Source organism: Streptomyces sp. NBC_01775 (assembly GCF_035917675.1).
Taxonomy (GTDB): Bacteria; Actinomycetota; Actinomycetes; order Streptomycetales; family Streptomycetaceae; genus Streptomyces.
In genome coordinates this window covers 46,892-68,265 of sequence record NZ_CP109104.1, presented here as the reverse complement: position 1 = coordinate 68,265, position 21,374 = coordinate 46,892, and the positions used below count along the sequence as shown (strand labels likewise).

Genomic DNA, 21,374 nt, shown 5'->3' with positions numbered 1-21,374 from the left:
GTTCCGGTGGAGGTGCTGGGCTCGCCGCTGGGTGACTGGCGTCCGGCCCGGTGTCCCAGGCGCCGGTGGTGCGTACGTCGGGGCCGGTCACGACGTACGACTGGGCGAGCCTGAAGCCCTGCCATGCGGTCGCCGACCCGGGCCCGCCGCCCGAGTGGGCCGGTGAACTCGCCCGAGTGGGCCGGTGAACTCTGGCCGCTGGAGGAGGCCGAGGACGGTCTCGAACTGGCCAGCGCCGACGCCGCCTTGCTGGCCGTGGCGAACTCGCTGGGCCTGTACGTGCTCGACACCGCTACCGGCGAACGGTCGTCAGGCGTCGACCAGCTCAGCTGCTTCGGCCCGTTCGGCCAACAGCGATATCGACTCGCATCCCGACTTCTCTCTGAACGGGCGGCCCGGCACGCGCCCTCGCTCCTCCGTGGTGTCGTCGGAGGCTTCAGGGGCCGCGCTTCCGAACCCGAACCGTGGACCGTGTCATGCGGGGAAGGCGATGGTGCTCATCAGCGCGTTGGCCTCCTGTCGGGAGTCGAGGCGAGTGTGCTGGACGACGATGGGGACGTCGCTGGTGACGAGGAGGCAGTAGTCGGTTCCGACGGGGATTCGCTCCGGTCGGCTGAGGTCGTTGATGCGCTGATGGAAGGCGCGCCGGGGCGCGATGGGAAGGACAAAAGGCCCTGCGGGCTCGCGGTCGGTGAAGTAGACGTACACCTCGACACGCGCCTCGGTGTCCCCCGCGTTGAGTACGCAGATGCTGTCGTGACTGGTCATATCGGGCTCGGGTCCCGAGCTGTGCGGCGGAATGTAGCCGTCGGCGATGACCCAGGCGGTGGCTCCGATGCCGGTGCGGCAGGGGTTCATAAGATGCTCCTTCGGACGCGGTCTGTGTGTCAGCGAGAATGACTACTGGTCAGAGGCCAGAAGTCAGAAGTCGTTGGCCCCTCGGGCGGTGAGTCCACCGTCGACGTGCACATGGCTGCCGGTGACGTAGCTGGACTTGGGGCCGAGCAGCCAGTCGATCGCCTCGGCGATCTCTTCGGGCCGCGCGAGCCGGCCCAGAGGAATCTGTGTCCGCGCGCGGTGTGCGATGTCGTCATACGCCTGAGTGCCCTCATGCGCCTGTGTGGTGACATCGAGCAGAGAGGTCGCCGTGGCACCGGGGACGACGCCGTTGACCCGGATACCGGATGCCGCGTAGTCGACAGCCAGGGCTTTGACCATGGCGGAGATGCCGCCCTTGGAGCTTCCGTAGGCGCTGTTGGAGCCTCCGGCGAAGCCGACGAACGCCGAAGGGGACGAGACGCAGACGATAGCTCCCGGGCGCCCGTGATCAAGCAGGAGCCGAATGGCGTCGCGGCAGGTCAGGAAGGTGCCAGTGAGGTTGACGTCGATGACGCTTGCCCATTCGGTGAGCGTCGTCTCGTGTGCCTTCCGTGAGATTTCGACTCCGGCGTTGGCGACGACGCGGGTGGGAATGCCGAGGGAGGCGCGGCACTGTTCGTAGGCGTCGGAGACCGCTGCTTCCTGGGAAATGTCGGCAGCGATGGCCAGGGTGAGGGGCGCTCCACGTTCCTCGGCCTCCGCCGCGACCGCCTCCACATTGGCGCGATCTCTGTCCACCAGGGCGAGGGGGCGCCCGGCCGAAGCCTGCAGGAGCGCGACAGCACGCCCGATGCCGGATCCTGCGCCGGTGATGAAAGTAATGTCGCTGTGCATCGTGGTCTTCCTCCGGTATTGCGTGCTGGCGGTTACTTTCCCGGGGCCTCTGTGCAGCCGGTGCGCCACTGCGGCCGGTCCGGCTGTGGTCCGGGGCGCGTCACGGGGCTGGTCCGGAAGGGGGAACGAGGCCGTGGGGGCTTCGGGGCCGGGGCGGATGCGGCACGATTCTCATGGCTGGGGCTTCAGCGCCGTCGGCGCAGCGCTCATGTCCTCAAGCTCGCGGTTCATGGTCTCCCGTACGCCGAAGCGGACCAGGAACCAGGAGAGCAAAGCCATGACCCCGTACAGGGCGTAGCTCCCGGGCAGGGAGATCTCACGCAGGGTCGGGAAGGAGAGGTTGACCGCCACGCCGGAGATCCAGTTCACCGATGCGGCCAGCGCGAGCGCCACCCCCCGAATGGCGTTGGGGAACATCTCCCCCAACAGCACCCACACCACCGGACCCCAGGAGACAGCGAAGCACACCACGAAAGCGTTCGCGCCGATCAAGGTCAGCGGCCCCCACGCCCCGGGAAGTACGAGGTTCTCGCCCGCCGAAACGGATCTGGAGAACCCGATGCTCATCAGAAGGAGGCTGACCGCCATACCGGCCGAGCCGGCGAGCAGCAGACGGCGGCGGCCGATCCGGTCGATGAGCACGATCGCGACGACCGTCGACACCACGTTTATCAACGAGCTCAGGACGGACAGGCCAAAGGACGCGGACTCACCGAATCCGACCGACTTCCACAGCGAGGTGGAGTAGTAGAAGATCACGTCGACGCCGACAAGCGCCTGAAGGGCGGCGATGCCGACGCCGGCCCAGACAACGGGGAGCAGTCCGGTCCGGCGGCAGAACATGTCCCGGAAGCGGGGGCGGTGCTCGCTGGAGAGGGTGGCGCCCATGCGGGCGACGTCCCGCTCTGCCTGATCACGGGAGATCCCGTGCAAATTGGCCAGGACGTGGTAGGCGGCCTCCTGACAGCCGCGGGCCGCCAGGTGACGCGGGGACTCCGGTATCCGCAGGGAAAGGATCCCGTAGATGCTCGCTGGGACCGCGCCGACGATGAACATCCACCGCCAGGCCGGCAGGCCGAGGAACCTCTCGGCGTCCGCTCCGCCGAGCACGGCGGCGATGAGGGAGTCGGAGAGCAGGGCGGCGAAGATTCCCAGCACGATGGCCATTTGCTGGAATGAGGCCAGCCGGCCGCGAGCGGCGGCCGGCGCGATCTCGGAGATGTAGAGCGGGCCGAGAACCGTCGCGTAGCCGACGGCGATACCCGTCAGCAGGCGCCATGCCGACAGGGACCAGAAGTCCGACGCTGTTCCACAGCCGAGCGACGAGGCAGCGAAGACGACGGCGGCGATCCCCATGACCCGGGGCCGTCCGATACGGTCGGCCATCCATCCGGCCAGCAGCGCTCCGACGGCGGCGCCGAACAGGGTGATGGCGACGACGGTACCGAGCCCCATCGCGTCGAGGGCGAAGTTCTCCTCGATGGGGTCGACGGCTCCGTTTATGACGGCTGTGTCGAAGCCGAAGAGGAATCCGCCGATGGCTCCCACGATGGAGACGAGAACCACCCGGCGGGGTGGTCGGCCGGCTGCGCGGGTGTTGGTGGGCACAGCCGTGAACTCGCCAGACATGCGTTACCTCGCTTTGTGGTGGGGACGGGGCATCCGGGGACGGACTGATTCCGGGTGGGAGGAGGCGGGCCGGGGCGGTTGGGGGCTCCGTATGACAGGTCCCGCCAAGTAGTGCGGCTCGTCCTGTCAGCGAGGGTTGGCGCGGGGTGCGGGTCGGCAGTGCGGGCTTCGGCGCGGGAGGGGATCGGTCCCGGCGTGGCCCTGCAGCCTCTCGCCCCCGGATCCCGGACCCACCAGGTGGCCCAGGCCGTCGTCACCGCCAAGGGCGGCCATCGCGAGGCTGGGCTCCGCACCTCCGAGACCGGTTCGCGATGGCTCCCCGCGCCGGGCCGCTCTATCGCGACGGGCCCACAACCGGCATCGACTCGCCGACGGTCACCGGAGAATCCCGCGGGTGTCGCGGTTTCCCCCGGTCCGGTCGGTCACGGTCGCAGCAGCGCAGCCGCGTCGGTGTAGCGGGCCAGGCCGTCAGGGTCGAGGCGGACTCCGAGCCCGGGAAGGTCGGGGACGGCCAGCATCCCGTCGGCGTCCAGCTGCCAGGGGGCGGTGGTGAGGGAATCCACGTACGGCGATCCGGTGACGTACTCGACCAGGTCTGTGTCGGGCAGCGCCGAAGCGAGTTGCAGGTCGGCGGCGAGCCCGATGGCCGTGTTCCAGCCGTGCGGGATCAGCCGGACGCCGTGGTCCTGGGCAGCCCAACCGATGCGGCGCTGCTCGCTCAGGCCGCCGACCTTCGTCACGTCTGGCTGAACGATGTCGAGAGCGCCGGCCTCCAGCCAAGGGTGGAAGCTCTGCCGCCTCGTCAGCACTTCCCCACCCGAGATCGCCACCGGTGCCTCGCGGCGCAGGTTCACATAGTCGTCGAGGGCGTCGGGACCGAGCGGTTCCTCGAACCAGGCGACGTCATACCGATCGAGCATCCGTGAGGTGCGCAGGGCCCACTTGTAACCGTTGGACCAAGCGCTGTCACTGCCCCCCGCGTCCACCATGAGCAGCGCGTCGGGGCCCACGGCTTCCCGGGCCGCAGCCACGATCCGCTCATCGAGGCGCTCGCTGACTCGTCCGAAGAGGCCCCAACCGATCTTGAAGGCCGTCCAGCCCTGCTTGGCGAGTTCCCGCAGGTGGTCCGCCAGGATCTCCGGCTGGTCCATGAGCAGGGACGCGTAGGGGCGGACGCGTTCGCGGTACCGGCCACCCAGCAGGCGGCCGACGGGCTGGCCGGTAACCTGCCCGAGCAGGTCCCACAGCGCTGTGTCGATTCCGCTGATCGTGTGCGTCACCGTGCCCCCGCGCCCCATCCAGAACGTGGTGCGATGCAGCCGCTCCGACAGCCGCTCCGGTTCCGTCGCCTTTTCGCCGATCAGCAGGGGGCGCAGTAGTTCGAGGGCGCCGCGAACCAGCGCCTCGCTGGTGAACACGCTGCCGACGCCGACCAGCCCCTCGTCGGTGTGCACCGCCACCAGGGTGTGTACGACGTCGTCGTGGTCGAGTTCCTCCTGCCACCCGCCTGCCGGGGTGGCGCCGCGCAGACCGGCCGCGCGTATGTCACGAATCTTCATGGGTTCCTGATTCTTCGGTGAACGGTTCCAGGTGGGTTCCGGACGCCCGACCGGACGGTCGGGCCGTACGGCACCCCAGCCGCCCAGCCGCCCTACGAGCTGGGAGTCTCCTAGGAAGAAGAGCGGCGGCATGCTCGTTCGCTCCCCCTGTCCGAGAGGGGGCGGCGCTCGGTGCGAGACGCTAAACCCTCATATGGCAGATGGTCAACCATCTGCCATATGAGAGTGGCTATCGTAGGGGCCGGCGCCCGCACACCCGCGGGCCCTTCGTCCAGGGGATGGGAATCACGTGACGAGCTCGATGCCGCCGTCCGGGCCTCCGGCGTCACGGCGGGAATGGGTCCTGAACTGGCTCAGGCAGGCCATCGCGAGCGGGGAGGTGAAGCCCGGTGAGCGCCTGGTCGAGCGCGAACTGTCAGCCCGCTCCGGAGTCAGCCGCGGTCCCGTCCGCGAGGCCATCATGATCCTGGAGCAGGAAGGGCTCGTGGTGTCCCACCCCTACCGGGGGGCGGAAGTCGCCGAAATCTCGCAGCGTGAGGTACGAGAGGTCCTCGTTCCGATCCGGATCACCATCGAGCGCTTCGCCTTCCGCGACGTCGCCAGGACACGCCCGCCGGAACTGCTCGACCAACTCGAACGGGTCGTCGACGAAATGTTCGCTGCCGTCGGAAGAGAGGGCAGTGCGGAGCGCCTTGCCGACCTCGACCTGACGTTCCACGAGGCGGTCATCACCGCGAGCGGACACATCCAGGCGCTCCAGATCTGGCGCACGATCCAGCCTCGGGTGCATGCCCACTTCCTGCGAGACGCACCCGCGCACTCCTCGCCCGAAGAGATCCCCAGGCAGCACCGGGCACTGCTCTCCGCCTTGCGGGACGGCACGGCCGAGGAGGTGGACCGCGCCGTCACCCGGCACATCGAGACCTACCTCGGTGACAACGCCGGGAACAAGACCGCGGATACCCGGCCATGAGAGACCGCCGGGACCACGCACCCACAGGGGGCGCCCCGTACGTGCCCCGCGTTCTTATCCGGCTTCTGGTGCGGCATGCGAGAAGTCGTACACGGCGAATTCAGTGACCGGGAGGTACCCGATTCGCTGATAGAGGGCGTTGCTGGTGGGGTTGGACGCGTCCGCGAACAGCACGACCTCCCTCGCGCCTTCGGCCAGCGCGGCCCGGCTCACCTCCACCGTCACAGCGCCCGCGTAACCGCGACCGCGCAGGCGGGCCGGGGTGTAGACAGGGTCCACCCGGATCTGGCCGGCGACCATCGGGGTCATGCCCGCCATGGATACGGGAGTGCCGTCCGGAGTCTCCCAGAACGTGTAGCGCTTGTCGGCGAAGCGTGTGCCGGCCCAGGAGCCGGCGTCGATGGAGACGGCTTCGCCGACGGCCGTGGCGAACTCGCGGCACCAGCGCATGATGTGCTCAAGGTCCTGCTCGCCCGCGACTCGGCCCCGGCCCTCGGGAAGCGGCTTCGGCGGGGTCAGCGTGCCCAGGCGGTACAGGCGGATGCGATACGCGCGCGGCGTCGATGTCGCGCCCGTGTGCCGCTGCCATGCCTCGGCGAAAGCTGTGGCGGTGCTGTGCTCCGCGCTGACGCCGGGGAGTTCGTGGCCGAGGCCGGCGAGACGGGCAGCGAGGGTGTCGGCGTGCTCGGGGGTGAGGGGGGTGAGGCTCAGGAGGCCGGGCGGTTTGCGGTAGAAGGTGGCACGGACCTCGCCCGCTCGCTCCAGCCGGCCGAAGACGGGAGCTTCGGCCCCGTACGCGTCCGCCCCCCGTGTGCGCAGTGACTCGATCACGGTCAGCGGCATGGTGTGCAGGGCCGGGCGCGAGCGCAGGAATTCCCCGGCCCGGGCGAGAAAGTCGTCGGGATCTTCGGTGAGGTGCCAGTCGTCCGAACGCATGCTTCATGATTTCTCATGGACGCGGCTCCGGGGAATCCACTTCCCCGGACAGGGGACACCGGGTGTGAGACCGGACGGGACCCGCAGCACAATGCCCGGCGCCGGGGTGAGCCATGAAGCGGCGCAAGGAGCTGCGCGCCCAGCCTGGGGGTACCTCCCTGCTCGAAGAGCCTGGGGGAACACCCGCACTCTGCAACGCACAGGCAGGGGCAGCAGCCCCCGCTCAGCACCAGAAAGAGGGCAACAGAAAGATCCGCCGGACAGGCCGTAGATGATCAATTCCAACGGTGCGTCTGAGCGCTGCGTCTGGCGGTCGGAGGGCTTGAACCGGCGGCTCCTCGTGCTCCAGCGGTTCTATGTGCTCCTGTCGGCTGATGCTCACTCCCCCTGAGTGATGAAATGGATGCGCCTGGCGGTTGACGCCCGTGGAGGCAGTGGTGAATGAGGCTTGAACTCCGTTGCTCGAGTTGGGAGTTCAGGTGGATCGGTGGGATCGGGTCGGGCGGGTGGCGGCGTATGGGGCAGCGCTGGCGCTGACGCCCTACCTGTTGATCAAGGTGTCGTGGGTGGTCGGGTCGCTCCTGGGGCTGCTGCCGGTCGGGACCGGGTTCGGCATGGCGGAGTGGGTGGTGCTCAACAGCGCCACGATCGGTATGGCAGGGATCGGGATCGCGGTGGCGCTCGCGCTGGTGCGGCCGTGGGGGATGCGCATACCGGGAGCGCCGTTGGTTTTCGGCGCTTGGGTTGGGACGGGGTTCCTCGTCCCGGTGTTGCCGTACGCCGTTCTCAGTTCGTTGCTGGGCCCGCCGGATGGCAATCCGAAGAGCGGGAGGAACGCAGGCTCGTCGATGCCGGTCTGGGAGGCCGCGCTGGTTCAGATCGGCTTTGTGGGCATGGGGCTGGGTCTGGCCATCGCGCTGCCCACGTACTTGCGGCGGCGCTGGCCGGACGCGTTCGCGGGCCGGCTCGGGGACCGTGGGGAAGGCTCGCCAAGAGCGCTGCCATGGATGGCCGTGGTCGGTGCCGCGGTCGGTCTCATCTGGCTGTACTGGGCGGTGGGCGGCACCGCAGGTGTCGCCCACCGCGGCGAGCGGGACCTCGCTTGGTATGCGCTGTCCGGAGTCTTCGGGCTCTGGGCGTTCGTGGCGTCCGCCGCTACCTGGGCTGTCGTCCGAGGCCGGCCCGCACGAGTCCCCCGATGGGGTCCGATGGTGCTCGGCTGGCTCGGCTCGGGCTCGTTGTTCGCCTGGAGCGGCTGGAAGCTTCCGTTCACCCTGTACCTGGCGGTCGCGCAGCCGGCCGATGCGGCCCTGCCGGAAAACCTCGCGCTCGCGGCGGCCCTGCACCTTGCGGCGGTGGGGGCGGGCGCCGCGATGCTGCGAGCGCTCGTTCGTACGCGGCTGATGTCATCGAAGTCGTGGTCGATCCTCTCCCGCGTGCGTCGCTCGACAGGCTGAGCGCTTCAGCGGACGAAAGGCATGTGAAGCGCTCAGCCACACATGGGGTGCTCGCGGAGACAAGAACGAGGGCGCCCGAGATCGTTGTGTGACGAACAACCTGGACACCCTTGCGGCAGCACTGCGTGCGGCGACCGACGATCCACTGAAACAGCGTCGGACCTGGCACCGTGGCGGCCCGCCGTGGGATCTCGTATCACCCGAGTCCTGGCCACCAGAGCAATGCTCAGGACTTGTGAATCAGCCTCGGGAGCGCGCGAAGGGCGTACCTTCCCAGGTGATTGATCGAGAAGTCACCGAGTGGACCTGCGTTGCAGCGCGGGTCGGGAGGCGGGCCCATGCTGAGCGCAGTCACCGCCGAGGGGTCCACCGAGTCCGGCTCCTTGATCGACGAGATCGTGCGTGAGGGCGCCCGCCGGATGATCGCCGCCGCGCTGGAAGCGGAAGTGAACCAGTACATGCTGATCGGAGTCATGCCGTAGCCGTCCCGTTCGAGGGAATCGGCCAAGGTGCGGATAACACCATCCGCGCGGATTCTTCGCATGCTCGGTGAGATTGAGATTGAGATTGAGATCGAGGAGTGGAAGTGTCTCGCGGAATTGATCGAGAATGCCTTCGACGACTTCAACAAGATCATGATTTGCATCATGTTAGAAGCGGGTCGCGCGGCGATGTCGATTCTCACTGTGCGCCAACATCGCCTCCGCCCCCGAGCTCAATACCTTCGCCATTGCTGTGGCCGCGTGCCCCTGTTGGCGCTGCTGTTGTCAGTCGGACTGCTCAACCGTGCTTTGAAACGGCGTCGCTTCCAAGCTGCCACATTTCGTAGTTCCCACATTCTGCCGTGACATCGGCCGTCGCCTGAGCCGCGGTGAAGAAGTCGTCGACCACCGGCGAGGTGCGCGCTGCCGCCACGGCGAGGTACACCTGGTCGGGCGCCAGATCCGGGATGGGCACGTAGCTGATGTTCGGATGTGAGTAGAACACGGTCGCCGAACGGGCCAGGAACGAGATGCCCCGGCCGGCCGCGACATGCTCGAGCGTCTCGTCCACCCCGCGCACCAGGTACCCGGCGTTGGGGTGCGGGCGCCTGGTGGGCTGCGTGCACGTGTCGGCATGCCAGACCAGCGGCTCGCCGGCCAGGTCGGCCTCGGTGACCTCCTCCTTGCCGGCCAATCGGTGGCCGGCGGGCAGCACCGCCACCCGCGGCTCGGTGTACAGCGGGGTGACGCGCAGGCCGGTCTCGTCGATGGGCAGCCGCACATAGCCGACGTCGATGCGGCCGTCGAGCAGCATCGGGGCCTGGTCGTCCCATTCGATCCGCTGCACGTCCACCAGAACGTCTGGGTGCCGGGCGGCGAACAGCTCTACTGCCGGGGCGACCGCGATTCCCGCCCGGAAGCCGACCATTATCCGCTGGCTGCCCCGCGCGGCCACGGTCACCCGGCGGCGGACCGCGTGCGCGGAGGCCAGCAGCGGGCCGGCGTCGGTCAGCAGCTGCTTGCCGGCGTCGGTCAGCGCCACGCCGTGGCTGTCCCTTGTCAGCAGCGGGGTGCCGAGGTCCTGTTCCAGCGCGCGGATCTGCCGGCTGAGCACGGGCTGCGCGATGTGCAGCTCATCGGCGGCGCGGCCGAAGTGCAGCCTGTCTGCGACGGCGACGAAGTAGCGCAACTTGCGCAGGTCCAGATCCATGGCGCCTCCCGGTGATGCCTTCAGGGTATCGCAACAGCTGAAAGAGGTCTTGGACACCCGCTCACACCAAACGGCATCCTGAATAGGTACCCGATGGGCCAGAGCGAATTCGGCATAAGAATTCGACAGCGGGGCTTGATGGCAGGGCCCAGAACCAGAATGGGCGCATCATGAATTGAGCCAGGACCATCGAGTCATTCGACGGCGTCGGCGACGCAATCGTCAATAACGACGGGGGTGGGCATGGCGTCCTGTCCAGCTCCGGAAAGCAGGCACACCAATGAGCAGCATCAGCATTATCGGCCTGGGGAACATGGCCAGCGCTCTGGCCGGCCGGGCGCTCGCCGGCGGCAACGCCGTCGAGATCATCGGCCGCGACCCGGCCAAGGCCAAGGAATTGGCCGGTGCGCTCGGCGGCGCCACTGTCGGGACGGCCGGCGCCGCCCCGGCCGGGGACATCGTCATCAGCCTGGGACTGCGCCCGATGGACACCGGGCAGCTGGCAATGACGCGGACACTGGAGAGGACCGGCCTGCTGATGCTGGGCCTCGTCGCCCACTCCGTCAAGCACACCAACTTCTTCCTCGACGTCAGCATTCTCAGCTGAGCGCACCCGCACCACCACTTCTCGCGCCACATCATTCACAAGGAGCAGTAGCGTGCGCGTTTTCGTCACTGGCGGGACCGGCCATTCCGGTTCGTACATCATCCCCGAGCTCATCGCCGCCGGGCACGAGGTCACCGGCCTGGCCCGGTCGGACACGGCTGCGGCGGCGGTGTCCGAGCTCGGCGCGAAGGTACGTCGCGGCGACCTCGAGGATCTCGACGGGCTCAAGGAGGCGGCTGCGGATTCCGACGGCGTCATCCACGTCGCGCACAGGCAAGACCTGCTTCCCTCCGGCGGGATCGACGCCGTGGCCGCCGCGGAGCTCCCGATCATGCTCGCGTACGGCGAGGCACTGGCGGGAACCGGAAAGCCGCTGGTCGCGGCGGGAAGCATAGGCTCGCCCGGGAACCTGGGCCGGCCGGTCACGGAGGAGGACCCGGCCCTTCCCGGCGGCGATGAGTACAAGGGCACCCTGCGGGTTCGTAACGTCGTGGAATCCGCCGTAGTCGGCCTCGCGGAGCGGGGAGTGCGGTCTTCGGTGGTGCGGATTGCCAACATCGCGCACAGCACGACCGATCGTGCCGGCTTCCTCGTGCAGCTGATCGCGCTCGCGAAGGAGAAGGGCTTTGTCGGCTACCCCGGAGACGGCGCGAACCTGTGGAATGCCGTGCACGTCCGCGATGTCGCCTCCTTGTTCCGCTTGGCGCTGGAGAAGGGGCCGGCCGGCAGATATTGGCACGCGGTGGGGGACGGGGCCATCCCGCTCCGCGAGATCGCCGAGGCCATTGGCAGCCGTCTGGGCCTGCCCGCCGTGAGCGTTCCCGCGGACGTACTGATGGTGCCGGGGTACTTCGGGTTCCTCGCGAACGTAGTCACGCAGAACTACCCGGCGTCCAACCTCATCACCCGCCGGACCCTCGGCTGGGAACCCGCTCAACCCGGCCTGCTCGCCGATTTGGACAACGGCCATTACTTCTCCGCCAGTTGACGGCAGGGACCCGAATCGCAACGAGTCCGGCAAATGACAAGGGTACGGCTCTTCTGGAGGGACGGAATATGACGACTGTGGGATTCGTCGGAAGCGGCAACATCGGCAGTACCATCGCGCGGCTCGCGATCGAGGCCGGGCACCAGGTCGTGCTCAGCAACTCGCGGGGTCCCGAAACGCTCGCGGACACGGCCGCGGAACTGGGGCCGCGGGCGTCCGCGGCGACGAGCGGGGAGGCCGCGGCGGCCGGTGACATCGTCGTGGTCACGGTGCCGGTCACGGCGTTCCCCGACTTGCCCGCCGTGCCACTGGCCGGGAAGACGGTCATCGACACGTGCAACTACGGCCCCGAGCGTGACGGGCACATCCCCGAGCTCGACAGCAAGTCGCTCACCTCGAGCCAACTGCTGCTGCGATACGCCCCGGACGCCACCGTCGTGAAAGCGTTCAACAACATCTTCTACAAGCACCTGCTGTCACTCGCCCGCCCGGCGGGGGCGGCCGACAGCTCGTACCTGCCGATCGCCGGGGACTCCGCGCCGGAGAAGGCGGCGGTGACCGAATTCATCGAATCCATCGGGTACGGCGTCGTGGACGCGGGACCGCTGGCCGAAAGCTGGCGGCAGGAGACGGGCACGCCGGTGTGGGGGACCCCGTACGGGCCGTTCTCGAACGAGAAGGGCCAGCCGGTCGGCGAGGACGCCATCCGCGCGGCATTGGCCACCGCAACGCGGTAACCGTAGGTTGGCGCGGGCCGCGGTACGGTCCGGCCGTGTTATGGCCCCGTCCGGTAGGCGTCGGGCGGGGCCATGACGCAGAACTCGTTGCCGTCCGGATCCGCCGGGATGTGCCATGTCCTGCCGTTCTCGTGGACCGGACGCCCGTGAGGCGTCGCCAACACGAACCTGTACGAGGACCTCGGCGACATCGTCCTGCTCGGCCACTCCTACGGCGGCATGGTGGTCACGGGGGCACTCGAACACGTCGCGGACCACGTGACGCTCCTGGTGGACCTGGGCGCATTCCTGCCTCGCGCCGGGGACTCGCTGAACGGCCTCGCCGGGGCCGCCATCTGCCACCCTCTCCAGCGTGTCCCAGCGGTCGCCATGACCAACGACCCGATACAGCCGAAGGGCTCCTCACCGAAGCAGATCCACCAGCGGCTGTCGAAAGGGCCGCCGGGACGGGAGCCAGAAGGGGCGTGCGGCGGACGGCTTCCAGCGCACAGGGGCGTACAGGTAAACGTGCAGAGAATCAGCATCCCGGTGTCGGAGGCCGCTGCTAGGTTGCGGCGGCATGGCGACATCCTCCCGGCAGAAGCTGCCGTTCCTTCATGTGATCGATGACGAGTTCGTTCTGCCCGATCGGGGTGACGAGCAGGAAGGGCCCGAGTCTGCGGTTCCCGCTGGTGATCCGGAAGAAGCGGTGCGGCTCTTCCACTACTACCGGCAGCTGATGGCTCAGATCCTCGGGTACGAGGAGGAGCTCCCCGAGCCCGCGAGCGAGGCGGACCTCGCCGCGGCGGAGGCGGAACTCGGCGTCGCGCTGCCTGCGGACCTCCGCGCGCTGTACGGCATCGCCGACGGTGACGACGACCTCGTCAACCCGCTGTTCGACCGGCACCCGTGGTTCCCCCTCGCCGAGATCGGCGACCAGGATGACGAGTGGCTCGACATCGCGCAGGAATGGGAGCACGAACCCTGGCGCCGGACAGTGTTCGATACCCAGCCCCCGGACACCGTCCGGAGGTCGCCGCTGCGTGCGGGCTGGATCCGGTTCGCGTTCGACACCGGCGGCAACTGGCTCGCCGTGGACATGGATCCCGGGCCGAACGGTCGTCCCGGGCAGGTCATCGCGATCGGAGTCGACTACACGGACGGACCGATGTACGTCGCCGACTCGGTGACCACGTTCCTGCGCCGTCTGGTGGAAGCGCTGGAGCGCGGTGACTACCGCCATCACGACAAGAGCCTGTGGATCGACGCGGATCTGCCGGACTGGTCCGGCGGGCACACCAGGTACAGCGACGACCGGCCCTCCCGCGCACGGGCCGAGCAGGCCGGTCCGCGTGTGCAGGAGGTCCGGGTGACCGGCGTGGAGGACTGCGCGTTCCTCACCGCGGTACCCGACGTGTGTTCGCTGGTGCTGTCGAGCGAGGGTTCGCCCGACCTGACCCCGCTCGCCGGCCGTCCGGTGGAACATCTGGAGCTCGATATGGAATCGGCCGACCTGACGGCGCCGGCCCGAAACCGGGAGCTGCGTTCTTTGTCGGTCACCTGCGCGCGGCCCCTCGAGCTGGCTCCGCTCCGTACGGTGCCCAAGCTGTGGGCGCTGGACATCGCGGCAGCACACGTCGTCGACATCGCCACGGTGACCGAGCTGAAGGGATTGCGATACCTGGAGGTGACCCAGGACCAATGGCAGGAGCTGTCGGAACTCGACAACCTGCCGCCACTGGCCGTCATCGGCGTCCACCCCCACCGCCCCGAACGCGACTGGCCGGTCTCGACGGCCTGGGTCACCACCTACGACAAGCCACCTTCGCCAACAGCCTGAACCCATGCCCTGGGCGGGGCGGCTGGTGTACGGCGACCCGTACATGGCCACCATCAGATGGAGACGGCGCGTCAGGCGGAGAACGCGAACGGGTCATCGCCACCTGCGCGGTTGAGACGATCCCCTGGAGCTGGGCGTCCCGGGCCCGGCCCGGCGCATGGATCGTCGTACCCTGGGGCCGTCCGGGACATGTCGCGCTCACAGTCTCCGAGGACGGGCGCCAGGCTGTCGGGCACGTGCGCGGCCTCGCTCGGTTCATGCCCGCCCGCGACGCCGCACCCCGACAAGTCCGCTCCCGCCAGATGCGCGCCGGCCACGAACCCATGCCACGGGTTTGGGAGGCACCCAGATCCACGGTCGGGCGACGTTCACGAGTTGGCTCTGGCACACCTTCTGTGGTCGGTGACGCTGTGTGGTGATGGCGGGTGACGGCGAGGTCGTCAGGCTGTCACTCACGGACTCCTTGCTCGTTTCGACCGGAAGCAGCTCGGCGCGGTAGTTGGTGGCCAACCGGCGAAATCAGTTGACCTGGAGCTTCGCCCACGGTCGGGTGTGCGGATCCCATGCTTACCGAACCCCTCGCCCGCCAGAAGCAACTCGCCGCCCGCGGTGGCCACGAAAGCCGAGGCGCAGCGCAAGGGCGCACCATACGCCCGCTGCCGTCAGTGCGGCCGCGGCCATCGCGCCCAGCACCGGAGGCTCCGGCCGAAAGCCCAGTGAGAGCCGGGTGCCCAGAAAGGTGAGTAGGACTACGAGCACGTCCAGGCAGTAGAGCCGAACCCTGGCGGCGACAGCTCGCAGCGCGGCTGCCGCCGTCAGACCGGTCGCGGTCCAGGTCACCAGATACGGCCACACCTGCCCCGGAGCGGCGAGCGGCATCCCGTACTCATCGGGGCCGACACGGAACGACGCGTTGGCCCAACCCAGCCCCACCCCGAGGATGGTGACGCCCGCCACCCACAAGGCATGGCGCCACAGCGGACCAGGCCGCAGGGACTCTTCGTCGCCGTCAGAGCTCGCGCAGTTGTCAGGGCTGGAGAGGCCGGGCGATTCAGTCACGCCCAGAAGGACGTGGCCCGGAAGCCACGGGTTCCCGCCCGAATCAGGGATCACACCGACCGACGCTTATCGCGACGGCAGAGAAGCACCGCCGAGCTCTCGGTGTTGAGCCCGACGCCCATTTCGTCCAACGTGCCCTGCCAGCGGCCAAGGCGCCGACGCGGGCAGGAAGATCCCGGGCCACAAGCGCCACATCGGCGTCGACACCCTCGGCCTCCTCCTGGCCGTGCTGGTCACGGCCGCGAGCGTCTCCGACAACACCGGCGGCACCCAGGTGCTCTCACAGATCGCGAAGGCTCACCCGCGCGTGACCAAAGCCTGGGCCGACAGCGGCTACCGCACCAAGGCCGTCGACCACGGCGCCGGCCTCGGTATCGACGTCGAAGTAGTCCACCGCGACCCGGCCGGGAAGGGCTTCAGGGGCATCCCGCGGCGCCGGGTCGTCGAGCGCACCTTCGGCCGGTCCATGCACCACCGCGGCCTCGCCCTCGACTACGGAAACACACCCACACCGCTCGGAAGCCATGATCAAGCCGGCAATGGGCGACCTGATAGGCCGTCGACTCACCCGCGAGTCCACACCGAACCGGCGCGACACCTGACCGTCCGCCGGCAGTCAGATTCCGTGGGGCCAGACGGTGACTTGGTCCTGTGCCACACGGACCTCGACCCACGTCCCATCGACACCTTTCGGCACAGGTGGGTCAGCAAGATCGAACAGGATCGGCGCGCCGCTCACGTCCAGGACAGCCCCTCCGTCTTCAGTGAGGCTCAGCCGTCCACGAAAGACAATGCGGCTACCGTCTTCCCGCAGCTCAGCGGTGCCAGCAGCACTTGGCCAGGCGTTCACCGCCCAGGCGATGTCCTCATCCACCGTCCACTCGACATGGTGTTCTCGCCCCACTGGCTCAGGGGCTCCCTGCCAGAGCACCACAACGGTGCCCACCGCCGAGTGCACCCGGACAGTCATGGGCTTCGACGGGGCGGGCCGCACTGCCTCTGCTCTGACCAACACCCCGCCATCATCCCCCACACCTGGACCGTTCCGGCGTCGGGCTCCGTTGCGATGCTCACCTCTTTGTGACTGCCGTGCTTGCCGTAGCTGGCCGGGAACCCGCTCATTGGTTTCGCCGAGTCCTTCTCGCCGCCCCAGCCGTTGTCGCGCCCGGTGCGGTCGAAGACAACGGTCAGTCGGTACTGCCCGTTGGGTCCCGAGGTCCAGTTGCACATGTTGAACTCATTCTTCTTCGGACCGTTCGGGCTCGCGGTGAATTCACCGCCCTGGATCACGCCGTGCTCGGCAAGCTGCGACCTGGTGAGGGCGTCAGCGCAGGAGGCCCCGGATGTCGAGGGTCTTCTCGGCGGAGGACGATGTGCAAGAAGCCACCACGCTAACGACGAGGGGTCAAGTGGCCGCCCTCCGCAGAGTTTTGGGGTAAGGCGTAGTGGCCAGGTTGCCACCTCAGCCCCAGTGGTGACATGGACACAAGCGCGGTGGACGCGCGTTGCCGGGAGGTGTCACGCACCGCTCTCTGCCGCGGGTGATGAACGGCCCAGCCCTCCGGCATCACCGGTTCCACCGCCACCCGCACCCACAAGCTGGTCCTGACGAACCTCGAAGTCAGCTGACAGACGATCCACTCCGCAGACTGCCTCCAACGACCAGCGTGAGCACCGGAGCACCGGAGCACCGGAGCACCGGCCACACCAGCCCTTTGACCTGCGACTTCAAGTTGGCGGAGCTCTTGTTTGTTGGGGCTGCCTGGAGGGCGACAGGGGGTGTTCGCAATCAGGTTCGGCGGGCGGCCCAGACGGTGCGCTCGGTGCGCATCGTCAGGTCGTCGCGCCGCAGGATGCTGTGCGGGCTGCCGGTGTCGAGGAGTTGGTCGAGCGCGGTGAGGTCCTCGGGGGAGAGCGATTCGGCGACGGCGCCGCGGATGCGCTGCAGGCCGCCGAGAGCGTAGCGGCCGATCGCTTCGCTGCGGGAGCCCTCGATGTTCACGGCGATGGTGTGTTCGCCCTCGACCGTGAATCCGGCGGCGGTCAGCATCGGGCCCCAGTCGGCGCCGCGGTGGGGCATGTGCTCGGCGTTGAAGCGGTCGGTCGTGGCGTGGCAGCGTTCTTCCAGACCGGGCCGGTCCTTGGGGGCGCTTTCGGGCAGGAATCGGGGGAAGCCGGCCAGTTCGACGACGGCGAAGAGGCCGCCGGGGGTGAGCAGGTCGTGGACGGTGCGCAGTACGCGATCGGGGTTGGCCATGTGGTGCATCGAGGCCGACGCCCACACCAGGTCGGGTGAGCCGAGGTCGGGCCAGGCGGCGTCATCGAGGTCGGCCTGCACCGTGCTCACGCGCTCCTCCACGCCGCGGGCGCACGCCTTTGCGCGCAGGCGCTGAAGGTGTCCGGCGGACCCGTCGACGGCGGTGACGTGCGAGTCGGGGAACCGGTCGAGGAGGGCGAAGGTGCCCGCGCCCGTGCCGCAGCCCAGATCGACGACGTGGTGCGGGCCCGTGTGCAGCGGCAGCCATGCGGTGATGGAGGCTATGTGCTCGCCGAGGACCTCGGCGTCCAGGTCGAGGATCTCCGCCTCGCCGCCGGTTCCGTGCTCCTGGTGGCGTCCGTGCTCGTGGTGGCGTCCGTGCTGAGCACCGTGTTGGGTGTGCCCGTGTGCTTGGGTCATGCCTTGACACTAGAACGGCTATGCGCCTGCGGCACGGTAGCTTCCCATTTACGCAAGACGATTGGCGGGTCTGCTGCCCGACGCGCAAGAACGTCACCGCTGCGGGGGCCGTCACGCGGCCCGCGCCGTCATTCGCGAGTGCCCTGAGCGTCACCGCTGCCCTCGCGCTGGTGGCCGCGGCGGGCGTCGCGGTCGAAGATGCCCAGGATCTCGCAGGGCCCACCCTCGGCGCCGATCGCGTGCGGCATCATCGTGGGGAACTCGGCGGCCTGGTTGGTCTCGACGCGGAAGCGACGGTGGCCGAGCATGAGGATCGCGGTGCCGGACAGGACGACGAGCCATTCGCGCCCGGGGTGGGCACGCATGCGCGCCGGGTTCTCGGGCGGCGGTTCGGTCATGCGCTGGCGCACCACGCTCATGCCGGGGTCACCCTTTACGGGCCAGCGCATCCCGCCGTGGGTGCCGTCGATCATCGGGCTGGTGACCACGTCGTCAGCGGCGGTCTCCACGAGCTGATCCAACGTGGTGTCCAGGGCACGGGCGAGAGTGACCAGCTGATCCAGGGCGAGGCGGCGCTGGCCGTTCTCGATGCGGCTCAGGGAGGACTGGCTGAGGCGGGCGCGGGTGGCCAGTTCCTCCAGGGACCAGCCCTGCGCCACCCGCAGAGCGCGGATGCGTTTGCGGACGAGGCTGTCCAGCTCTTCATCTCCTTGCGTCATGAGCAATATGATATGCCCTTGGTGCAAAGCGGGATTGGCGTCGTGCGCAGATGGTCCGCAACGTCTGGGACCACGCACAAGGCAAGGGCAGAAGGACATGGCGGTGACGACTTCTCCGTACGGGAGTGACGCACTGCCCGTACAACAACGGCTACACCAGCTTTCGAGGCAGGAGCCTCGTGCTGGCCACCGGAAAGCTCTACGACCGGTGAGCGGCGAAGCTGTACGGCGCCCACAAGGGCGACAAGGTATGGGTCACCATCAGCCCCTCCAAGGGCAAGAACTGGGCGAGCTGTGGTCATAAGAGCGCCAAGAAGGGCTCATATACGGTCACTTCCAAGGCCTACCAGCACAGCAGTAGTGACGTGAAGGGCCGCTACATGCGGGCCTGTGCCAAGACCGACGGCAAGGTGTGGTGCGCCGACAACGGGAACAAGAGCAACCGGAAGCACTCCGACAACAAGAAGCGCTACTGGTGGACCGATAGCTGACCCCGCCCTGTAGGAGGAGACCGTGTACCGGCCTTCGTCGTTCGCCCAGCGGTGAAGACCGGCGCACGCGGGGACATCGCCAGAGGAGTCCGGACCCCGTCGACCGCTGTGCTGTCGTTCGGCCGGATCATGCGGCTGTCCCGGCTGTGGGACAAGAAGACCAAGGACTTCCCCGCCGAACACGGCCTGGAGCCGGGCGAGTACGGCATCCTGTCCACCTTGCGGCGCTCCGGAGAGCCCTATGAGCTGACTGCGGGGACCTTCCTCAAGGCGTCCCCCGTCTCTTCCTCCGCGCCGCCGACGGCGACACGGAGCCGAGGCCGTCACGGCCGTGCAGGCCGCCGCCCGACCCGGGGGAGCCTCCTCCAGGTACAACAATTCACCAAGGCACTCGCACCAGGAAGACGCCGGGGCCGACCTCCACAGAGGAGGTGCGTATCCGGTCAGCCATGCCCGGGGGCCAGACAGTGCCGGATGACCAGATTGCATTAACCCCAGGTAGCCGGTCGGGTCCAATGCAAGTGAGGTCGGTGGCGGTCAAGTCGAGAACAATCGTGGCAAGTACGGCTGCAAGCGACCGGCCGACTTCACCCATGCGGGATGCGGTGCTCTCCCCTGAGGTGTCACGCACCAACATGGAGGCGCCGGACCACGGCCCGATCTTCCGTAGCACCCGGGCGAGGTAGGCGAGCTCCTTGGCGACGCCCCTGAGACCACCGTCATCGAGAGCATCGCGGTCATGGACGCTGACGTATCTGCCAAGCCGTTCGTGCCTTCGGGCAGGCCCGCACGGTCCTAGGTAGAAGCGACGGCTGATGCGGCGCAATTGGCGCGCAACTGTCTTCGCTTGGCGCCGGGCTTCGTCAGTCCGTTTGCCACTTCGGTAGGTCCGGGAGTCCCTCAGCACACGTTCCAGTTGATACATGGCCGCCTTGGCTGATGCGAGGTCGCACGCGAGTGACCCGGGATTACGACGCGCCAGGACGATGGTCATCGACATCGACAGGGAAGCCGGTCCGGAAGCTGTCATGTACTCATTATCCGTCGGTGGAGGAGCCACTTCAGCGGTTTGCCATTGGTTCTCCGGCGCACGGGCCAGGAGTTCAGCGCATGGGCCAGGAGTTCAGGGCCCGCAGGGCGCCATCCCAGTTCGGCGCCGCCTCCACCCGCGGTGCCCTGCCGTGGAAGCTCGAAAGGGCTCGCGTCGGTGATCTTCCTGGGCGCCCGGCCTGGGCTTGTCGCAGATGCCGTCCAGGCCGCGGTCCATGAAGCGCCGGCGCCAGGTGCGGACTGTCCCAGAACTCTGGGCCGGTGCCCTCATCCGCCCGCGGCGGGCTCTGCGCAAGGGCCCGGCCGAGGGCCGGACGACGGTTGACGGGCTCGGCCGGGTGGGAATGCCGAGCAGCCGCCCGCGCCATACGCTCGGCATATGTCCGATTTCATCTCCGCAGGCGCGTCAGCCGAGGACCTTCCCGCACCGGTCGAGGGCCTGCTGCTCACGCACTTCCTCACGGTCGGCGACGTCCCGCGCTCGCGGGCGTTCTACGCCGATGTGCTGGGCGGACAGGTGGTGCTGGACGAGAACCCCTGCATCATCAAGGTCGCCAACAGCTGGATCATCATGAACCCCGGCGGCGAGCCCACCGACGACAAACCCGACGTCGTCCTGCGCACACCGGAGGACCCTCACACCGTCTCCAGCTTCCTGAACGTACGGGTGGCGAACATCCACGGGTTCTATGCGGCAGCCCGCGCCAAGGGAGCCGAGTTCCTCACCCCGCCCATCGACCGGCACGCCGAGCTGCGCTGCTACATGCGCGACCCGGACGGCTACCTCATCGAGGTCGGACAGGCCACGGGCCTGCTGAAGGGCATCCTGGCACGCACCGGTACCGAAACATGACCGCTGAACGGCACCTCACAGAGAACGGCACCTCACGAGAGAGGCATCCCTCATGGCACACGAGCAGATCCCCGGTCTCGATCCGACCGCAACGCCCAGCGGAACCGGGTGCGTGCAGTGCGTGGCGGGGGACGGACCGGGGTGGTGGTTCCACCTGCGGCGCTGCGCCGCCTGCGGGCACATCGGATGCTGCGACTCCTCGCCCGCGCAGCATGGCACGAAACACGCGCGCGAGGCCGGACACCCTCTGCTGACCAGCTTCGAACCGGGTGAGAACTGGTTCTGGAACATCGAGACCGATCAGTACTACGAGGGGCCGGAGCTGGCCCCGCCCACCGCGCACCCGGCCTCGCAGCCCACTCCGGGCCCCCGGGACAAGGTCCCTGGGGACTGGGAGCGGCAGCTCCACTGACCG

Annotated in this window: 21 protein-coding genes and 1 pseudogene; 11 read left to right on the top strand and 11 right to left on the bottom strand. The window is 68.4% G+C overall.

Going from position 1 to position 21,374, the window contains the following annotated elements; genetic code table 11:
* Nucleotides 1–474: 474 nt before the first annotated feature.
* The 4 genes from OHB04_RS00355 to OHB04_RS00340 all read right to left on the bottom strand — a co-directional run bounded on the left by OHB04_RS00355 (nt 475) and on the right by OHB04_RS00340 (nt 4,901).
* Nucleotides 475–858, bottom strand: coding sequence for a sensory rhodopsin transducer (locus tag OHB04_RS00355; RefSeq protein ID WP_326685729.1), 384 nt, complete (start codon nt 856–858; stop codon nt 475–477).
* Nucleotides 859–921: 63 nt separating this feature from the next.
* Nucleotides 922–1,713, bottom strand: a complete 792-nt coding sequence (locus OHB04_RS00350; RefSeq protein ID WP_326685728.1) for an SDR family NAD(P)-dependent oxidoreductase — start codon at nt 1,711–1,713, stop codon at nt 922–924.
* Nucleotides 1,714–1,884: 171 nt separating this feature from the next.
* Nucleotides 1,885–3,342 (bottom strand): sugar porter family MFS transporter, encoded by a 1,458-nt coding sequence (locus tag OHB04_RS00345; protein WP_326806482.1) that lies wholly within the window; start codon nt 3,340–3,342, stop codon nt 1,885–1,887.
* Between the two features lie 422 nt (nt 3,343–3,764).
* On the bottom strand, nt 3,765–4,901 hold the full coding sequence (locus OHB04_RS00340) for a mandelate racemase/muconate lactonizing enzyme family protein (protein ID WP_326685726.1): 1,137 nt from the start codon (nt 4,899–4,901) through the stop codon (nt 3,765–3,767).
* Between the two features lie 289 nt (nt 4,902–5,190).
* On the opposite strand from OHB04_RS00340, the gene OHB04_RS00335 reads away from it, so the two are divergent.
* The gene (locus OHB04_RS00335) at nt 5,191–5,874 is read left to right on the top strand and encodes a GntR family transcriptional regulator (RefSeq protein WP_326685725.1); all 684 of its coding nucleotides are present in this window, start codon (nt 5,191–5,193) and stop codon (nt 5,872–5,874) included.
* 54 nt (nt 5,875–5,928) lie between these two features.
* On the opposite strand, the gene OHB04_RS00330 is transcribed toward OHB04_RS00335, so the two are convergent.
* Nucleotides 5,929–6,810: a GNAT family N-acetyltransferase gene (locus tag OHB04_RS00330; protein WP_326806481.1), complete on the bottom strand. Its 882-nt coding sequence runs from the start codon at nt 6,808–6,810 to the stop codon at nt 5,929–5,931.
* Nucleotides 6,811–7,289: 479 nt separating this feature from the next.
* Between OHB04_RS00330 and OHB04_RS00325 the strand changes: the two genes are divergently transcribed.
* Together OHB04_RS00325 and OHB04_RS00320 are read left to right on the top strand one after the other, a co-directional pair.
* Nucleotides 7,290–8,267 (top strand): hypothetical protein, encoded by a 978-nt coding sequence (locus tag OHB04_RS00325; RefSeq protein WP_326806480.1) that lies wholly within the window; start codon nt 7,290–7,292, stop codon nt 8,265–8,267.
* A 338-nt stretch (nt 8,268–8,605) separates the two neighbouring features.
* The gene (locus tag OHB04_RS00320; RefSeq protein ID WP_326693129.1) at nt 8,606–8,749 is read left to right on the top strand and encodes a hypothetical protein; all 144 of its coding nucleotides are present in this window, start codon (nt 8,606–8,608) and stop codon (nt 8,747–8,749) included.
* Between the two features lie 298 nt (nt 8,750–9,047).
* On the opposite strand, the gene OHB04_RS00315 is transcribed toward OHB04_RS00320, so the two are convergent.
* Nucleotides 9,048–9,959, bottom strand: a complete 912-nt coding sequence (locus tag OHB04_RS00315) for a LysR family transcriptional regulator (RefSeq protein WP_326806479.1) — start codon at nt 9,957–9,959, stop codon at nt 9,048–9,050.
* Nucleotides 9,960–10,239: 280 nt separating this feature from the next.
* Between OHB04_RS00315 and OHB04_RS00310 the strand changes: the two genes are divergently transcribed.
* The 4 genes from OHB04_RS00310 (at nt 10,240) to OHB04_RS00295 (ending at nt 14,110) form a co-directional block, all read left to right on the top strand.
* The gene (locus tag OHB04_RS00310; RefSeq protein ID WP_326806478.1) at nt 10,240–10,566 is read left to right on the top strand and encodes an NAD(P)-binding domain-containing protein; all 327 of its coding nucleotides are present in this window, start codon (nt 10,240–10,242) and stop codon (nt 10,564–10,566) included.
* A gap of 52 nt (nt 10,567–10,618) precedes the next feature.
* Nucleotides 10,619–11,554 (top strand): SDR family oxidoreductase, encoded by a 936-nt coding sequence (locus OHB04_RS00305; RefSeq protein WP_326806477.1) that lies wholly within the window; start codon nt 10,619–10,621, stop codon nt 11,552–11,554.
* Nucleotides 11,555–11,631: 77 nt separating this feature from the next.
* Nucleotides 11,632–12,291, top strand: a complete 660-nt coding sequence (locus OHB04_RS00300) for an NADPH-dependent F420 reductase (RefSeq protein WP_326809372.1) — start codon at nt 11,632–11,634, stop codon at nt 12,289–12,291.
* Between the two features lie 559 nt (nt 12,292–12,850).
* Nucleotides 12,851–14,110 (top strand): SMI1/KNR4 family protein, encoded by a 1,260-nt coding sequence (locus tag OHB04_RS00295; protein ID WP_326685719.1) that lies wholly within the window; start codon nt 12,851–12,853, stop codon nt 14,108–14,110.
* 567 nt (nt 14,111–14,677) lie between these two features.
* On the opposite strand, the gene OHB04_RS00290 is transcribed toward OHB04_RS00295, so the two are convergent.
* Nucleotides 14,678–15,169, bottom strand: a complete 492-nt coding sequence (locus OHB04_RS00290; RefSeq protein WP_326806476.1) for a hypothetical protein — start codon at nt 15,167–15,169, stop codon at nt 14,678–14,680.
* Between the two features lie 136 nt (nt 15,170–15,305).
* Between OHB04_RS00290 and OHB04_RS00285 the strand changes: the two are divergent.
* A pseudogene (locus OHB04_RS00285) lies at nt 15,306–15,771 on the top strand (transposase); the annotation flags it as partial.
* A 14-nt stretch (nt 15,772–15,785) separates the two neighbouring features.
* Here the strand turns inward: OHB04_RS00285 and OHB04_RS00280 are convergent.
* From OHB04_RS00280 to OHB04_RS00265, 4 genes are all read right to left on the bottom strand, one after another.
* Complete coding sequence (locus OHB04_RS00280) at nt 15,786–16,043, bottom strand: hypothetical protein (protein WP_326685717.1); 258 nt, start codon at nt 16,041–16,043, stop codon at nt 15,786–15,788.
* Between the two features lie 92 nt (nt 16,044–16,135).
* On the bottom strand, nt 16,136–16,459 hold the full coding sequence (locus tag OHB04_RS00275; protein WP_326685716.1) for a hypothetical protein: 324 nt from the start codon (nt 16,457–16,459) through the stop codon (nt 16,136–16,138).
* A 499-nt stretch (nt 16,460–16,958) separates the two neighbouring features.
* Nucleotides 16,959–17,846: a class I SAM-dependent methyltransferase gene (locus OHB04_RS00270; RefSeq protein WP_326806475.1), complete on the bottom strand. Its 888-nt coding sequence runs from the start codon at nt 17,844–17,846 to the stop codon at nt 16,959–16,961.
* Nucleotides 17,847–17,974: 128 nt separating this feature from the next.
* On the bottom strand, nt 17,975–18,565 hold the full coding sequence (locus OHB04_RS00265; protein ID WP_326806474.1) for a helix-turn-helix domain-containing protein: 591 nt from the start codon (nt 18,563–18,565) through the stop codon (nt 17,975–17,977).
* A 365-nt stretch (nt 18,566–18,930) separates the two neighbouring features.
* Between OHB04_RS00265 and OHB04_RS00260 the strand changes: the two genes are divergently transcribed.
* The 3 genes from OHB04_RS00260 (at nt 18,931) to OHB04_RS00250 (ending at nt 21,371) form a co-directional block, all read left to right on the top strand.
* On the top strand, nt 18,931–19,056 hold the full coding sequence (locus OHB04_RS00260; RefSeq protein ID WP_326806473.1) for a hypothetical protein: 126 nt from the start codon (nt 18,931–18,933) through the stop codon (nt 19,054–19,056).
* A 1,429-nt stretch (nt 19,057–20,485) separates the two neighbouring features.
* Nucleotides 20,486–20,959: a VOC family protein gene (locus tag OHB04_RS00255; protein WP_326685712.1), complete on the top strand. Its 474-nt coding sequence runs from the start codon at nt 20,486–20,488 to the stop codon at nt 20,957–20,959.
* A gap of 52 nt (nt 20,960–21,011) precedes the next feature.
* Nucleotides 21,012–21,371: a UBP-type zinc finger domain-containing protein gene (locus OHB04_RS00250; protein ID WP_326685711.1), complete on the top strand. Its 360-nt coding sequence runs from the start codon at nt 21,012–21,014 to the stop codon at nt 21,369–21,371.
* Nucleotides 21,372–21,374 lie beyond the last annotated feature (3 nt).

Coding starts and splice junctions, on each gene's coding strand:
- OHB04_RS00355 (WP_326685729.1), bottom strand. CDS start 858: ATGAACCCCTGCCGCACCGGCATCGGAGCCACCGCCTGGGTCATCGCC.
- OHB04_RS00350 (WP_326685728.1), bottom strand. CDS start 1,713: ATGCACAGCGACATTACTTTCATCACCGGCGCAGGATCCGGCATCGGG.
- OHB04_RS00345 (WP_326806482.1), bottom strand. CDS start 3,342: ATGTCTGGCGAGTTCACGGCTGTGCCCACCAACACCCGCGCAGCCGGC.
- OHB04_RS00340 (WP_326685726.1), bottom strand. CDS start 4,901: ATGAAGATTCGTGACATACGCGCGGCCGGTCTGCGCGGCGCCACCCCG.
- OHB04_RS00330 (WP_326806481.1), bottom strand. CDS start 6,810: ATGCGTTCGGACGACTGGCACCTCACCGAAGATCCCGACGACTTTCTC.
- OHB04_RS00320 (WP_326693129.1), top strand. CDS start 8,606: ATGCTGAGCGCAGTCACCGCCGAGGGGTCCACCGAGTCCGGCTCCTTG.
- OHB04_RS00315 (WP_326806479.1), bottom strand. CDS start 9,959: ATGGATCTGGACCTGCGCAAGTTGCGCTACTTCGTCGCCGTCGCAGAC.
- OHB04_RS00310 (WP_326806478.1), top strand. CDS start 10,240: ATGAGCAGCATCAGCATTATCGGCCTGGGGAACATGGCCAGCGCTCTG.
- OHB04_RS00295 (WP_326685719.1), top strand. CDS start 12,851: ATGGCGACATCCTCCCGGCAGAAGCTGCCGTTCCTTCATGTGATCGAT.
- OHB04_RS00270 (WP_326806475.1), bottom strand. CDS start 17,846: ATGACCCAAGCACACGGGCACACCCAACACGGTGCTCAGCACGGACGC.
- OHB04_RS00265 (WP_326806474.1), bottom strand. CDS start 18,565: ATGACGCAAGGAGATGAAGAGCTGGACAGCCTCGTCCGCAAACGCATC.
- OHB04_RS00255 (WP_326685712.1), top strand. CDS start 20,486: ATGTCCGATTTCATCTCCGCAGGCGCGTCAGCCGAGGACCTTCCCGCA.
- OHB04_RS00250 (WP_326685711.1), top strand. CDS start 21,012: ATGGCACACGAGCAGATCCCCGGTCTCGATCCGACCGCAACGCCCAGC.